The sequence below is a fragment of the Alteromonas sp. Mac1 genome (assembly GCF_001562125.1).
Classification (GTDB): Bacteria; Pseudomonadota; Gammaproteobacteria; order Enterobacterales; family Alteromonadaceae; genus Alteromonas; species Alteromonas stellipolaris.
This window is the reverse complement of sequence record NZ_CP013932.1, coordinates 1,044,864-1,060,426: the sequence shown is the minus strand read 5'-3', so window position 1 is coordinate 1,060,426 and position 15,563 is coordinate 1,044,864. Positions and strand designations below refer to the sequence as shown.

Genomic DNA, 15,563 nt, shown 5'->3' with positions numbered 1-15,563 from the left:
TGTTAATTACCACTTACTCGTTTAGTATATTTAAAACCAATAAACGTAATTAGCTTTACGTAATTTGTTTATATTCAGGAATGAACCATGGTCGAAAAAGCGCACAGTATTACGCTGCTTTTAAATGCGAGTAAGATATTTGATAGGCAGATAATTGAAGGTATCGGAAGCTACCTACAATCATCAAATGCCGATTGGGATTTGTATTTAGAAGAAGACTTCTTAACTCGTCTAGAACATTTTGATGAGTGGAGTGGTGACGGCGTTATTGCAGACTTTGACAACCCTGCTATCGAACGAGCGCTGAGTAATACCAAAGTACCGGTAGTTGCGATAGGCGGCTCTTACCAAGATGACGCTAGCTATCCAAATGTGCCCTATGTAGCAACAGATAACTACGCTTTAGTGGAAGCGGCTTTCAATCATTTGCGGCACAAGGGAATTGAAAGGTTTGCCTTTTACGGCTCGCCAATCAGTAGAGAGCAAAGATGGGCACAAGAAAGAGAGCAGGCCATGCTGTCTCTCGCGAAACATTATGGCTATGAATGCTATGTCTATCGGGGTCATGCAGTGAGAGCCGAAACGTGGCAATATTCTCAGAAACGTCTAACCGATTGGCTCAAAAGCCTGCCCTCACCCACCGGTATAGTGGCAGTGACAGACTCCCGCGCGCGCCACCTACTTCAGGCGTGCGACCACCTAGGCTTTCTTATTCCCGAAAGATTTGCCGTCATAGGCATTGACGACGATGAACTAACACGTTTTTTAAGCCGAGTTAGCTTAACATCTGTGCGGCAAGGCAGCTTGGAAATGGGGTATCAGGCAGCACGATTATTGCACAAGCAATTAAACGGAAGATTGATAAAAAACAAGCAATTGCTAGTGCCACCTGTAACTGTAGCAGAGCGTCAGTCTACCGACTTCAAAGCGATTAAAGATCCACTTGTGATGCAAGCATCCCATTTCATACACATGAATGCGTGTAAGGGAATTAAAGTAGATCAGGTGCTAGATCATGTAGGCATCTCAAGATCTAACTTAGAATCACGATTTCGGGAAGAAAGAGGCCACAGCATTCATACAGAAATACATAACGAGAAACTAAGCCGCGCATGTCAAATGCTCAAAGAAACTGATGCTAATAGTGGTGATATAGCGCAGCGATGCGGCTACCCGTCGGTTCAGTATATGTATGCTTTATTTCGAAAGCACTTTGATAAAACCCCCGTTGAGTACCGCCAAGATTCACAGCCAAATCATTTTGAAGATGAGCCTCGCTCGTCAGTCATAAAAGTCATTTGAAATCGGAACCTCACCTTAAAGAGAATAATAATATGGACACTACAACAAATATTGACCTGCCTATCGAAGCCTCGGGTAATGGCTTCGTTCTATTTATTACTATCGTGGCTACCATAGGGGGCTTTTTATTTGGGTTCGATAGCGGTGTCATTAACGGAACAGTTGATGGGCTAAGCGAAGCGTTTCAATCACAGAGCGTCGGTACAGGATTTAATGTATCCAGCATGCTACTTGGGTGTGCAGTAGGTGCATTTTTTGCCGGTCGCTTAGCCGATAGATACGGAAGGAAGTCATTGCTCCTTGTCGCAGCAGTCTTTTTCCTTATCAGCGCTTGGGGATCAGGCATAGCAGGCAGCGGGTTAGAATTCGTTTTATTTCGCATTATTGGAGGCCTTGCTGTAGGGGCTGCGTCAGTCATGGCACCGGCTTACATTGCAGAAGTCTCACCGGCAAAGTATCGCGGTACCCTTGCGTCTATTCAACAAATAGCCATTATTAGCGGCTTGTTCGCTGCTTTTCTAAGTAACTATTTTCTTGCCGACTATGCATCAGGCTCTACGCAAGTGCTTTGGTTAAACTTTGAAGCTTGGCGTTGGATGTTCTGGATGGAAATCATCCCAGCGTTACTTTTTTTCCTGATGTTACTTTTTATACCAGAGAGCCCACGCTTTTTAGTGGTTAAGAAAAAAACAGCGCAAGCGAGCGAAGTATTGCACAAACTTTATGGGGCTAGTGGACAAAATAAACTGGCCGAAATTGAAGCCTCTTTGTCGCAAGATCATAAACCACAATTAAAAGACCTTATCGATAAAAACTCTGGAAAAGTAAGGCCAATCGTTTGGGTAGGGATTGGGCTAGCTGCACTTCAACAGTTAGTCGGCATAAACGTTGTTTTCTATTACGGAGCCGTATTGTGGCAAGCGGTTGGCTTTTCAGAAGCAGATGCACTACTTATTAATGTTATAAGCGGGGCTATCAGCATTGCTGCATGTGTTGTGGCGTTATCTGTTATTGACAAAATTGGAAGAAAACCTTTGCTCAAGTGGGGCTCTATAGGCATGACAGTGTCTCTCGCCGTGGTAACGTTAGCGTTCCTAAATTCAGAACAACATGTTGATGGAAGGTTGGCGTTGAATGACTGGGGGCCTGTTGCACTTATCGCTGCCAATCTTTATGTTTTCTGCTTCAACTTTTCTTGGGGCCCGGTAATGTGGGTAATGCTAGGCGAAATGTTCCCAAACCAGCTAAGAGGCTCTGGCTTGGCCGTAACTGGGTTAGTGCAGTGGTTTACTAATTTTGTTATCACCTGGTCTTTCCCAATGCTTCTTGCAGGAATAGGGCTTGCGGGTGCTTATGGTCTGTATGCTTTCTTTGCCCTGCTTTCTATCGGCTTCGTCCTTCGCTATGTGTATGAAACAAAGGGCTTAGAATTAGAGGAGATGAAAGGGTAACAGCTCCGGAGCCTGTGTATTCAAAGCCCTTTGTAGGAACAAAAGGCGCTACTGGTAAGTTCATACGCCTTATCTGGTCTATTAATATTTACAATATAATATAAGTAAGAAAAAAACGGCTGATTTATCAGTCGTTTTTTTTCGTTTATTTACTATGCTTGAAGTAGCAACAATACTAAAATTTAAGAACTTTCAGGGTGCGCAAGAACCATCTTCCACATGGGCAAGATAAAGGTAAAGATAAATGATAAAAAAGCAGTTTTCTCTCATTGCAATAATGATGAGCTTGCTGACAACTTTTAGCGTTTTAGCAGAACAAGAAAAACTCAAAATTAGCGGGTTTGGGACGTTAGCTTCAGCAACCGCCGATACTCGGACTTATCAATTCCGCACCGACCGCTCACAAGCAGAATCAGCTAAAAAAGACGGTTTGGCCTTTAAACCTTTGAGTTTAATTGGCTTACAAGTCGACTACAGCTTTTCAGCTAACCTCGATTTTGTTGGCCAATTTGTTTATCGAGAACAAGATGAACAAAACCTAGACTCAATTGCGCAAATGGCCTTTCTTAGATACGGCATCACGCCTTCGTGGCAATTAAGAGCAGGAAGACTTGCCGCCGATATCTTTCACTTTAGTGATACCAGAGACGTCTCGATTGCTTATCCTTGGGTAAAAGTGCCTACAGAAGTTTATGGCATTGTGCCAGCCAGAAGTTTTGATGGAGCGGATATCAGCTACCTCAAACCCTATCGCGATTTTAACTTAAAAATCAAAACCTTCTGGGGCCAAGGTGAAAGCGACTATACCAGAAACGATTATAGCCCAGTAATCTTTAATGATTTGCGCTCTGTAGGTATTGAACTTGCCTCATTTGATTGGAGTGTTGCATTTAAACACACACGAATTGAAGCTGAAAATGATAACGCAGATATAGCATTGGTTACCTCTGGCGTGGAACAGTTACAGCAGTTCTGGAGTGGTGCCACCGCCTTCGCAGATTCATTGAGCTTACGCGGTGCGTCTATTCAATACACCTCTGTTTATTTAAATCGCTTCTTAGGCGACTGGGAAGTCTCTGGCGAGTTGTCTCATATTGATTCTGACTCAATTGCATTAAGGCCTTCTTTAAATGGATTTGTAAATATAAGCTATTTCCATGGTGCGCATACCTTCTATGGCTTGTATTCGTTTGCAAAAACAGACGCCTATTTCTTACGCGAAGAACAGCCCAACTTTCCGATTAATGCGAATACAGCCGAGTTAGCCGTGTTTGTAGAAGAAGTCGCCAGTACCTTGGCACATTATCAACAATCATTCTCCTTAGGCTGGCGTTGGGATGTAAAAGAAAATTTAGCCTTTAAAGTGCAAGTAGAAAGAACCGATATAGAAGCAAGAGGAAGCGGCCTTAGAGCCCGAGAAGGACTAGTTGTCGATGATGATGAAGACAACATTGCTCATACCCTGTTTCTCGCACTAAACTTTAGTTTTTAGGGGTGGGGATATGAAATTTTATCGTCTCATCTCTCTCATCTTTACTGCATTAATAGCATTACACAGCTTCACTTGCTTTGCATACACATCAGAGAAGATTGTCGTCGTTACAAATCCAAAAAACGATGTGGAAGTATTGGATAAAAAAGGCTTAATTAATCTTTTTATGGGCAAGTACTCTGCGTTTCCCAATGGGAAACAAGCTACGCCCATCGACATTGAACTCGAAGCTAAACTTAAAGCGCAATTTTACAAGGCATTAGTCGGCTTACCCCCCGCTCGCGTTAATGCCTATTGGGCTAGGTTAAAGTTTTCCGGTCGGGTTAAACCACCTGAAATCGAACTGACAATAGATGACGTTAAACAGCGACTCGAAAAGGATGAATCGGCCTTAGCTTACATTTATGAGTCGTCTGTTACCGACAAGATGAAGGTAGTGTATCGCTTTGATTAATATTCGAGGTTTAGGTTTTCGTTTTTCGCTTTTCTTGGTGGCTGCCGCCATGTTGGTGGTACTTACCACCGCGGAGTTTTTTTATCGCATCACATACGAGAACGAGATCACTGAAGCAAACCACGATATCGAAGAACTCTATCGAACCGTTGGCGCAACCGCGTCCATAGCTTCATTTTTAGAAGAAGAAGATTTAGCCAAAGAGGCGATAAACGGATTAGTTAAGAGTGAAAAAATTCTTGCAGCGTCTATCAAAAGTGACGCTTTGTATTACCAGCTTAATGTTACCGATGCGATTAACAAAGGCACTGAGCCTCGGGTATTTTTAGTTCGACACCCTTTCATACCTGAAGAATCGTTAGCGGAAGTTAACATTTACCCAAACTTCGATCATATCATCCAGCAAGCCGAGAAAATCAGTACCGACAACAGCTATTCGCTATACATAGAAGCGCTTGTTGTGGGTATTGTTGCCTTGATCATTACTTACTACATCATCATTTCACCCATGCTTCGTGTGGGGCGTTCACTACATGAAATCACACCAGGTACAACCCAGCGTATTGCTGTGCCTGAATACCACACTGACAGTGAAATTGGTGCACTTGTGCATGATACCAATGAGCTGCTAGGCAAGGTTGAAGAACAGTTTTCTCAAGAACGGCAATTAAGAGAAGAAATTGAGTTTTTGGAAATGCGTTTTAGAATGCTTTTTGAAAATGCGAAGTCAGCCACGGTGTTAATGACTGAAAGTGGAATAATTGAACTCAAGAATAAAGCTTTTATCGACCTCGTTGAAAAAATCGGTCTTGAAGAAAAACAGGACTATGGCGAACTATTAGAAGAGTTATTTGAAAACCCTGTCGCAATAAAAACCTCACTTCTAGAGGCATTTTCACGCAACGAGTTTGCCACGGGCGAATTCAAATTGAAGTCAGGAGCCAATAAAACCGCCATTTGGGTTCAGTTGATTGCTAGCCCATTAATTACTGACGATGGTGAGCGTTTTTATCAAATTACCTTCAATGATATTTCAACTCGAAAACGTGAACTGCAAAAGCTGGCATTGCAAGCGGACTTCGACTCACTAACCGGAATATACAATCGAAATGGTGGTGAAAAGCTCATTGCTAAGCTGATGAGCAAAGGCCACCACTTTGCACTAGCGTTAATTGACCTAAACGGATTTAAAGCCGTGAATGATATTTTCGGCCACGATGCGGGCGACGAAGTGCTTATTTTTGTATCTGAGCAATTAAGAGAAAAAATCCGCAAAGTTGATGTGGCGGTTCGCTGGGGCGGCGATGAATTTGTGCTGCTTTTACAGGCTGAAGACGAAAAGTCTGTTGAAACAGTCATATCAAAGGTGAATGAAGGGGTGAAGCAGCCGTTTTATTTTAATGATGATACTGCACCCACAGTGGTCTCTATGAGCGTGGGGGTGGCGTTTTACCCTCGCATGAGTCGCAACATGAATACGTTAATAAAGCTAGCAGATATCGCTATGTATAAAGCCAAGCAAAATAAGGTAGCTGCCCCAGACAACTATCTTATTTTTGCTGACCCCGAGGGGTTAAGCAGCAGCGATAACCAGTAAAGCGAAGCCAATTGAGTTTACCGCCTCACCAATAGTGTTCCTCCGCCTCCCAATTAGCTAATTCAAATACTTGTCTTAAATACCTAACCTCAATATTTAAACAAGACTCTGCGTTCAATACTTTTGCTATTTGCTATTCACACGCTATGAGATATGTGGCGGATACTTTTAGTATCTAAGATACTAAACACCACGTTTTCATCATCGCGCCATTTAAAATTGTCATACTCGCTGAATACGCTTCTGTTACAATTTAGCGAACAAGTGTACGCTGAAAGAATTTGCGTTATATAAATGATAGGCGCCAAGATACAAAAATATGAGTACATAAGTAATAGTACGCACGTGTCATTATGGGCGCTAGATTAAAACAGAGTTGGAGGAAGTCATGACAAGCATTACGGCAAAAGCCTATTCTGTATTGGAAGAATGGCTTAATAGTATTAGTCATGGTGTGGGGTTTATTGCTGCCATAGTAGGCATGGTATTTTTACTCTACCGCGCAGACAACACGCTAACCATTACCGCCGCCGCAATATACGGCGCGACACTCATTCTTATGTTTTTGAGCTCTACCCTTTACCATGCAACATCGAACCATAGAGCAAAGGGTTGGTTGAAACTATTCGACCACAGTGCAATATATTTGTTGATAGCAGGTACTTACACACCTTTACTATTAGTGTCGATTGGAGGCGTGCTCGGAATTACTATGACAGCGGTAATTTGGTGTTTGGCACTAGGTGGCGTGACTTTTAAATTAGTTGCGCAGCACCGTTTTCCAAAAATATCCGTGATGACTTATTTGTTGATGGGGTGGATTGCTATTGGCCTTATTTACCCGCTTTATATTGCGCTACCCGGTGCTGGTTTATGGTTGCTGGTCGCGGGTGGTTTATGCTTCAGCCTTGGAGTGTGTTTTTATGTGGCAAAAAAGGTAAAATACACCCATGCTATCTGGCATGTATTCGTATTGGGCGGGTGCAGCTGCCATTACTTCTCAATATATTATTATGTGGTATGAATAAAATCGAATCATCATCTGTATCTAAAGGGTCAAGTAGCCAAACTTCTCTGGCGTGGTTTTCACTTAGCGCGGGAAAAATCTGTCTGGGACAAAAACCGACATCAGATACCTATGCTAGGTTGAAAGGGCTGGGTGTTACCCACCTTGCCACGGTACAAACCGGTGAGGAAGATGCCCCTATTATTCGCGATGGTGCTAAAGCCGCCGGGTTAGAATGGATATGGTTGCCTTTTTTGCACCCTTCCGCAGAATCACCTACCGACGATGTTCACTTACATCAATATTTACACGAACTGTCGCAAATGCTCACTGAAGGTGCCAGCGTGTATCTACACTGTGATGGTTCACAGCATCGCTGTAGCCTATTATTTTATGCCTTGTGTCATTACTGCCGTGTGCCTTCAAACAGTGCCTACAGCGCATTGCATAGCTTTGGAGCTAATTCGGCAAATGGGTTGTCGCGCGGTGAACTACAATGGGCGGCAGAGCTTGGTCATACCGCCCCTTAATGACGCTTTGTACTCAGTTCGCGCTGTTAATTAAGCGCCGATGTCGAAGCTATAGCTTATGGTTTTAGCCCTAAGCGTTATAGTTCTTACAGCTATAGCCCAAGCTACAGTTAGAACGTGTAGATAGTGGCGCTGGTCAATAGCGCTTCGGCATCAATCCGCTCTTGCACACACGCTTTTATATTCGCTTTGCTAAACACATAAATTCGGTCGTGTTTGTTGTTATCATCGCCGTATTCAAAGTCTTTTAATATCATGCTGACGTGCTCTCCTTCAGGTAACCCCCGAAGTCCTGAGCCGAATCGGCAAAATGTGCCGCCAATGCTGGCTTCAAAGTTAGCCAAAAATGAACGATAAGCTTGCTGACGGCTCTCCTTTTGTTTAGCTAGCTTCGCCTGTTGCTCACCTTCTAATTGACGCGCTTCCTCTTCCAGTTCCGCCGACTGAGCATTTATAGATGCTAAAGATGACTCGAGTTCCTGCATTTCTTTTTGAAGTGCTTCTTTTCTATTGTCGTCAGCTTGTCGTAATTCGAAAGACATATCGCGCTTGCGGCGCTCTAGCTCGCGGGTTTCCCATGCCAATTCTCTAGAGCGAGAGCGAATATCACGTATTTGGTCATTATTATCTTCAAAAACCTCAGCAATTCGACGGCTTGCTTCACCAGCAAAATCTTCCCATTCGCGGCTTAGCTCAAAAACAATACCGCCACCTTCTGGAGCAACCGGTGCTGCTGGAGGGGTTGGCATACCTTCCACCATGGTTTCAATATCGCGGATCCAATCAGCACTTTTGCCTCGTACAGATACCGTGAACACGGCCCCCTGCCCTGCCAGATAACTGCTTTCTAGTCGCGATACCCGCCACCCTTTCGGGTTGGCGTTTTGACGAAAAGCGGTGTTCATTACGCCCGACATAATTTCCAATTCATCTGACAATGAAGCATACGAAGTGGAGTTACTTTGCGCAAAAGCTAACGCACTAACACTGGTGAGTAAGCATAGAGATAATAGTCTTTTCATAAGGGCTACCTGTTGGTTATTCGTCTTCTGAAGACGCTGAATTCGAGTTGGGAAGCACAACGCTATACCCCATACCTATGCCATCAATTTCATCTTGTAATTTACTGAACTGACGGGCGTAAAATCGCTGATCATCAATACGCTGATCGTTAATAAATTGAAGTAACTCGGCAAAATCTTGCTTACGTGCCTCCCGACTAGAGGCCAATAAATACTGAGTAAGATCGGCACTCGTCTGCTGTTGCTGTGCCGCAAGTGATTGTGCATATTCTTTAAATAACACTTGGTTGGCTTCTTGGTACATTTCTCGCTGCTGAATTACTTGCTGCTGCACTTGCACACGTACTTGTTCGGCAACCAAGTTCGATAGCTGCTCAGCATCCACATTGTTAGGTGCCTGCGCCGCTAAAGACTTCCCATTATCTTTATTAGGCATTCCCGTAAACACTAATACAATAGCAACTGCTGATAGCGCACAAGCCAGTGCAGGAAAGCCTTGCCACTGAAACCAACTAGATTTATCTTGTGCCGGAAATAGCTGCGCTTTATTCCAATCAGGCAATGGCGGTGCAACAAATTCACTGGCGCTGCCAGCCAGTAAACTGGCATTATCAGCCGCCGCCGCAAACACGCTATCTTGGGCGTATTTTTTAGTAAATGTGGCTTTCTGCTCTTGGGTAAGGCTGTTATTTACCCACGCGATAATTAATGCTTCATTGGTATGATCAGGTTGATTCATTTATTCCAACTCCAACTTTAATTTGGTTAGTGCGCTATACAAACGCGACTTGGCGGTATTCACCGAAATATCCATTTGCTCTGCAATTTCTTCAAAGGTGAATTGCCCAAAGAATTTGAGCTCCACCACGGCTTTTTGTGCCAACGGCAAAGCTTGCATAGCTTGCGTTACCGCCCGACTTTGACGGTCGCTAGTAAGCTGCATTTCAGGGCATGATGTTTCACATAAAGGCTCTGGAATATCATCAATGTCGGTAAATGCTTTTCGCTTTCGGTATAACTCCATGCATCGGCAATGGGCTATTCGATACAACCAGCTCTTAAATGTGCCTTCGCCGCGATAATTCGCTAGGCTTCGATAAACCGAAACAAAGATATCCTGCATCAAATCAGAGGCGTCATGGCTAGTTCCAGTCATGCGAATACCGTATTGGTACATGGCCGTTTCATAGCGTGAAATAAGCGTGAACCACGCTTTTCTATTGCCTTTTAATGCTTGTTGTACGAGCTTTTCATCCCGTTTTATGAACACTGCGTTCCCCGCGATATAGGTGTTTTTTATATTCCCTACTCTTAGAGTCGAAGCAGTGGGCGAAAAAGTTTGAAACTTTTTCGCCAAAAACATTATTTAAGGGTGGGGACAGGTAGAAGTGGAGAGATAATTTCGCCAATACGACGGAACAATTGCATACGCGTGGTGCCTGAACGCCACACTAAACCTATTTCTCTGAAGCCTTGCTCTTCGGCAGCAAAGCTTTTTAGGTGAGTATGAGCCAAGATTGATTGATTAATGGCAAGCTCGGGTAAGAAGGTATAACCCATTTTACTGTTTGCTAACTGAACCAAGGTGTACAAACTGCTGGCCGCTACCGAGCTAATTTGGTCGCTGTGTTGCAGGTTACATGCGCTTACCGCGTGGCCGGTCATACAGTGCTCTTGTTGAAGCAAGAAAATACTCTTCTTAGGTAAAGAAGAAATATCGACGGGGTCAGGCAGTTTGTCAGCCATTTCTTCATGGGCCACAAGATGAAACGGGTCGTGCCCCAATACCATTTGCTTACATCCTGGGGTTTCCATCGGTAACGCTAAAATAAGTAAATCTAATCGCCCATCGATTAACTGCTGAAGCAGCTTTTCGGTGGTGTCTTCTTGCATCTCTACGTTAATGTCAGGCAAGAATGCGTTAAATGCTCCCAGCATACCTTCAAACAAAAAGGGCGCGATGGTAGGAATAACCCCTAATTTGAGTGTGCCTCGTTGCCAATTTCCCGCATTTTGTGCGTATTCCACCAACTCACCGGCTTCTTGCAGCAACAACTTGCTTCGCTCAACAATATCTAACCCCAAAGAAGTAAACACAAAAGTCTTGTGTTCCCGTTCAAGCAACTGGCTACCAAAATGTTCTTCTAGGTTTTGAATTGCCGTGCTCAATGTAGATTGGCTTACATTACAGCGCTGGGCAGCACGGTGAAAATGCTGCTCTTGATATAAGGTAACTAGGTAATGTAAGTGTTTGAGATTAGGCCACTTCATAACAACTCTTTACTGATTAGAAAATTAGGTTTTAATCTAGCACAAAGATTACAAAGACCCAATAAGAATACGGTTATTACCCTTTTATGAAATCGAGCTTTGTTATGATGTAAATCATGTTTTCAAGGTAGCAAGCATGCAATTCAAGCGTTAGGATGAAGTATAAGAGCATATAGCGCATTAATAGCTAAGGATTTCTATGGACAGCCATTTTACTAATATTTTATGTGTACTTAGTGACTCACATCGACAAGACGATGTGGTTGCTCAGGCCATTCATATTGCAAAGAGCAACCAAGCATCATTAACTATCATGCTTACATTAGAAGCTCTGCCGCCTAATGCCAACATGGTCATGGAGTCATTTGCCTATATTGACTCTCACCAATCTATGGAGTCTCAGGCTAAACATTGGCTAAGTGAGCAGGAAGAGACTTGGTCGAAAGAGTACCCTGTGCAAACTGTGGTTAAAATTGGACACCCACTTATTGATATTGTAACCGACGTGCTAAGGCATAATTACGACTTGGTTATTAAACGAAGTGAAGAGGGCTTTTTAGACCGCCTCTTTGGAGGGCTAGATATACGCTTGTTTCGTAAATGCCCTTGTCCGGTTTGGGTGTTAAGCAAGAAGAACCGTAGCCAATATAAAAACGTGGTGGCGGCACTGGATTTAAATTACCACTATCCTAAACATGAAATCTCAATTCGTAAAAAGCTGAATTTAGATATATTACGCCATGCTGCCCGCATCGCCATGTTGGAATTTGCCCAGCTTCATATTGTGCACGTTTTTGATGCGGTTCCTGAGAACATTGTACGAGATGGTTTTATTAGTGTAGACAACGACCAAATGGAAACCGATCTCGCAAAAATTCATGATGAAAGAGAGCTAGCCCTCGAATCGTTATTGAGCGAATTAGAAAGTGAGCTAGCCCCTGACATTATCGATTTCTTGCAACCTGAAAGGCATATCGTGCATGGGTACCCTCGAAGAGAAATTGCGGCCACCACAAAATCACTTAACACTGATGTGATTGTAATGGGTACGGTGGCACGTATTGGGGTTCCAGGCTTTATTATGGGCGGAACGGCAGAAGAGACTATTCAACAACTTAACTGCGCCGTGGTAGGCATTAAGCCCGAAGGGTTTGACTCTCCCATCAAGCTTGATGAACCTGAACAAGCTGAAGAGTAAATGCTTTAGAGTAAACATACAATAAGCCCAGGCTACCTCGCTATTTAAAAATACGCGTTATTTAAAAACGAAAAACCGCGTTTAACGCGGTTTTTTGTTTTCAAGCTTTAATAGGCAATTAAACGCCGAAGGCTGCTTTTAGTGCGAAGAAGAAAATAATAGAAAGGATAGCGCCTGCAGGCAGGGTAACAATCCACGACACCACGATATTTCTTACTATCCCAAGATTAAGCGCAGACACGCCTCGAGCAAGCCCTACTCCTAAAACTGCACCTACCAAGGTTTGCGTAGTCGAAATAGGAAGGCCTGTGCCTGACGCTATCACTACGGTTGTGGCGGCGGCTAATTCAGCGGCGAAACCACGGCTTGGCGTAAGATGAGTAATACCTTGGCCAATAGTTTTAATTACGCGATGACCGAATATGGCTAAACCAAGCACAATACCCAAGCCACCTAAAGGTAAAATCCACCATGCTAAGTTAGCATTGGCATTAATTTCTCCGCCAGATGTCACAACACTCACTACCGCAGCCAATGGCCCAATAGCGTTAGCAACATCGTTTGAGCCGTGCGCAAAAGCCATACAGCAGGCAGTCACTACCATCAGTAAGGCGAATACTTTTTCTACGTTGGCAGCTTGTAAATCAGCGTCTTCTGAACCACTGAACTTCATGCGACCAATAAACCACTTACCAATGATGGCCAAAATAATAGCGATAACCACAGCCAATATATAACCGTTCATGGCACTCATTTCTAAGCCCACGTGCTTTAGCCCTTTTTTAATGGTAACTAGCGACATAATGAAGCCTGCTAGTGCCATATAAAACGGAACATAACGCTTGGCATTTTCAAACGGAGATTTGGTTTCAAATATAAGTTTATGGGCACTCATGAAGATGAGGTAAGCAATAATGCCCGAAATAGCAGGCGTTACTACCCAACTACCAACAATACCACCTACTTTGCCCCATGCAACCGCGTCCATACTTACGCCAGTTGCGGTGAAACCGATAATAGCGCCGATAATAGAGTGAGTGGTAGATACAGGCCATCCCAACCAAGATGCAAAGGCTAACCAGATACCTGCTGCAAACAAGGAAGAAATCATACCGAGCACAAGGTACTCAGGAATAGCAGAAAAATACTCTGGATCAATAATACCCTTACGAATGGTAGAAGTAACTTCCCCACCCGCTAAGTATGCTCCGGCGAATTCAAAAACCATGGCAATGACAATTGCCTGTTTTATCGTTAACGCTTTAGAACCAACAGATGTTCCCATTGCATTGGCGACGTCATTTGCACCAATACCCCAAGCCATAATGAAGCCGACACCGGCAGCAAGGAGAATAAGAATGAGACCATAACTCTCGAAAAATTCCACGGATAACCGCTCCTGATCTTTACGCGATTTAAGCTAGCTACTGCCACATCACCCGACAAATGTGCGGCTGTGATGTAGACAAAAAATGATAGTTACACGGCAAAACGATTCTTAGCAAAGGCTTAGATTATTTTTTGCACGAATTATACTTTGCTGCGGCGCATGATAGCGTAATCGTCTGCAGAGCCATAGTGAAAATCTACGAAAAAACAGAAAACGCAACGGAATTAAATTCATACGATGATAATTTGGGCAAGTATTGCGGTTTTGTGACAGTTTTTGAGCAATTTTTAACTCAAATCTTCTAACTTTTGGTGAATGTTTTCTAGCGGCGTATGCCTTACATCTGTCCCTCTGGTTAAATAAACCACGTATTCGCACACGTTTTTACACCTGTCACCAATACGCTCTAATGAACGCATGGCCCACAATACGTCTAGCCAATCTTGCATATCTTCTGTGGTTTTTTCCATTTCTGTGGTGGTGTAAGTGAGCAAGCGTTTATATTCGCTGTCTATTCGGTTGTCTTGTTTATACACCGCCAAAGCCGCACTTTCGTCCTGACGTGCAAACGCATCGAAAGTACCTCGCATCATCGCCGCTACTCGCTCGCCGATTAACAACATGCTGCTTTTGATAGTGTCAGAGCTAGGTAATTTGTTGCGGGTGACCAGCTTAGCAATACGTTCTATTTCATCGCCCATTCTTTCAATGTCAGTGATGGCTTTAGATATGGTCATGATTAAGCGAAGATCGCTTGCGGTAGGATGGCGCTTGGCAATAATCCGAATACACTCTTCGTCTATCTGAATTTCCATAGAATTAATCTTAAGGTCATTCAACACTACTTTTTCAGCCAAGCCAGGGTGATTTAATTTGAGTGCTTTCAAGGTATCAAGTAATTGCTGCTCTACTTCGCCGCCCATGGTTAACACCGAGTTTCTTAAGTTTTCTAACTCGATATTAAAGGTTCCGGAAATATGGGTATTCAGTGCAACCTGACGCATTGTATCGCTCCTATTCGCTACTGCTGTTTTAGCTAGTTAGCCATAGCGGCCAGTAATATAATCTTCAGTCTGTTTCTTCTCTGGCATGGTAAATAGCGAATCGCTGTCTGCATATTCAACCAATCGCCCCTGATGGAAGAACGCCGTGTAATCTGAAACCCTTGAGGCTTGCTGCATATTGTGGGTAACAATCACGATGGTACAACGCTTCTTAAGCTCAGCCATTAATTCTTCAATAAACAAGGTCGTTAATGGGTCAAGCGCCGAGGTAGGCTCATCTAGTAACAAAATATCGGGTTTAAGGGCTAGTGCTCTGGCAATAACTAAGCGCTGCTGCTGACCGCCAGATAACGCGTTAGCCGATTCAAACAATCTGTCTTTAACTTCATCCCATAATGCAGCTTCTTTTAACGCACTTTCTACCGCATCGTCTAAGTGGCGTCGGGTTTTAATACCTTGCAAGCGAAGCCCGTAACAAACATTATCGTAAATGCTCATGGGAAAAGGGTTAGGCCGCTGAAATACCATACCTACTTGAGTGCGTAGCCGCGATACGTTCACCTTTTTACTATTGATATTGCGACCACCAATAATAATTTCGCCTTCGTATTTGCAGCCATCGTACAAATCGTTAAGTCTGTTAAAGCAGTTTACTAGGGTAGATTTACCGCACCCACTTTGGCCAATTAATGCGGTGATCTTATTTTTTGGAATACGCATTGAAATGTCGTTAAGCACATGCTTATTTCCAAACCATAAATTGAGGTTACGCACATCGATAGCCGTGGTGTCATCTGTGATGTCAGCCACGTTGAGCGTATTGCGTTCAAACAACTTCAGCATGTA

The 15,563-nt window shown here is 43.5% G+C and carries 15 protein-coding genes; 8 read left to right on the top strand and 7 right to left on the bottom strand.

Translation table 11 applies throughout. The features are described 5' to 3' along the window. The first annotated feature begins 87 nt into the window (after positions 1-87). From AV939_RS04445 to AV939_RS04415, 7 genes are all read left to right on the top strand, one after another. Complete coding sequence (locus tag AV939_RS04445) at positions 88-1,302, top strand: XylR family transcriptional regulator (RefSeq protein WP_057793661.1); 1,215 nt, start codon at positions 88-90, stop codon at positions 1,300-1,302. 32 nt (positions 1,303-1,334) lie between these two features. Beyond that, complete coding sequence (locus AV939_RS04440) at positions 1,335-2,753, top strand: sugar porter family MFS transporter (protein WP_057793663.1); 1,419 nt, start codon at positions 1,335-1,337, stop codon at positions 2,751-2,753. Positions 2,754-2,997: 244 nt separating this feature from the next. Continuing rightward, entirely contained in the window at positions 2,998-4,245 is a 1,248-nt protein-coding gene (locus AV939_RS04435; protein WP_057793665.1) for a hypothetical protein, read from the top strand. A gap of 10 nt (positions 4,246-4,255) precedes the next feature. Further along, complete coding sequence (locus AV939_RS04430) at positions 4,256-4,699, top strand: hypothetical protein (protein WP_057793667.1); 444 nt, start codon at positions 4,256-4,258, stop codon at positions 4,697-4,699. Then, positions 4,692-6,296 (top strand): sensor domain-containing diguanylate cyclase, encoded by a 1,605-nt coding sequence (locus AV939_RS04425; protein ID WP_057793669.1) that lies wholly within the window; start codon positions 4,692-4,694, stop codon positions 6,294-6,296. Before AV939_RS04430 ends, AV939_RS04425 begins: the two co-directional genes overlap by 8 nt. Before the next feature lie 388 nt (positions 6,297-6,684). After that, positions 6,685-7,320, top strand: a complete 636-nt coding sequence (gene trhA / locus AV939_RS04420; protein ID WP_057793671.1) for a PAQR family membrane homeostasis protein TrhA — start codon at positions 6,685-6,687, stop codon at positions 7,318-7,320. After that, positions 7,317-7,832: a hypothetical protein gene (locus AV939_RS04415; RefSeq protein ID WP_057793673.1), complete on the top strand. Its 516-nt coding sequence runs from the start codon at positions 7,317-7,319 to the stop codon at positions 7,830-7,832. The genes trhA and AV939_RS04415 overlap by 4 nt, the downstream gene beginning before the upstream one ends. A gap of 110 nt (positions 7,833-7,942) precedes the next feature. Here AV939_RS04415 and AV939_RS04410 read toward each other — a convergent pair whose 3' ends face one another. The 4 genes from AV939_RS04410 to AV939_RS04395 form a co-directional block, all read right to left on the bottom strand. Continuing rightward, positions 7,943-8,854: a hypothetical protein gene (locus AV939_RS04410; protein WP_057793675.1), complete on the bottom strand. Its 912-nt coding sequence runs from the start codon at positions 8,852-8,854 to the stop codon at positions 7,943-7,945. Positions 8,855-8,870: 16 nt separating this feature from the next. Beyond that, positions 8,871-9,593, bottom strand: a complete 723-nt coding sequence (locus AV939_RS04405; RefSeq protein ID WP_057793677.1) for a hypothetical protein — start codon at positions 9,591-9,593, stop codon at positions 8,871-8,873. After that, positions 9,594-10,124, bottom strand: a complete 531-nt coding sequence (locus AV939_RS04400) for an RNA polymerase sigma factor (protein WP_057793679.1) — start codon at positions 10,122-10,124, stop codon at positions 9,594-9,596. Positions 10,125-10,216: 92 nt separating this feature from the next. Next, on the bottom strand, positions 10,217-11,125 hold the full coding sequence (locus tag AV939_RS04395; RefSeq protein WP_057793681.1) for a hydrogen peroxide-inducible genes activator: 909 nt from the start codon (positions 11,123-11,125) through the stop codon (positions 10,217-10,219). A gap of 199 nt (positions 11,126-11,324) precedes the next feature. Here AV939_RS04395 and AV939_RS04390 point away from each other — a divergent pair, with 199 nt between their 5' ends. Continuing rightward, the gene (locus tag AV939_RS04390; protein ID WP_057793683.1) at positions 11,325-12,323 is read left to right on the top strand and encodes a universal stress protein; all 999 of its coding nucleotides are present in this window, start codon (positions 11,325-11,327) and stop codon (positions 12,321-12,323) included. A 118-nt stretch (positions 12,324-12,441) separates the two neighbouring features. Here the strand turns inward: AV939_RS04390 and AV939_RS04385 are convergent, their stop codons facing one another. The 3 genes from AV939_RS04385 to pstB all read right to left on the bottom strand — a co-directional run bounded on the left by AV939_RS04385 (position 12,442) and on the right by pstB (position 15,560). After that, entirely contained in the window at positions 12,442-13,710 is a 1,269-nt protein-coding gene (locus AV939_RS04385; protein ID WP_057793685.1) for an inorganic phosphate transporter, read from the bottom strand. Positions 13,711-14,000: 290 nt separating this feature from the next. Next, a complete protein-coding gene (gene phoU / locus AV939_RS04380) occupies positions 14,001-14,717 on the bottom strand; it encodes a phosphate signaling complex protein PhoU (RefSeq protein WP_013785311.1) in 717 nt (238 codons plus the stop codon). A 36-nt stretch (positions 14,718-14,753) separates the two neighbouring features. Next, complete coding sequence (gene pstB / locus AV939_RS04375; RefSeq protein ID WP_057793688.1) at positions 14,754-15,560, bottom strand: phosphate ABC transporter ATP-binding protein PstB; 807 nt, start codon at positions 15,558-15,560, stop codon at positions 14,754-14,756. Between the last annotated feature and the right edge of the window lie 3 nt (positions 15,561-15,563).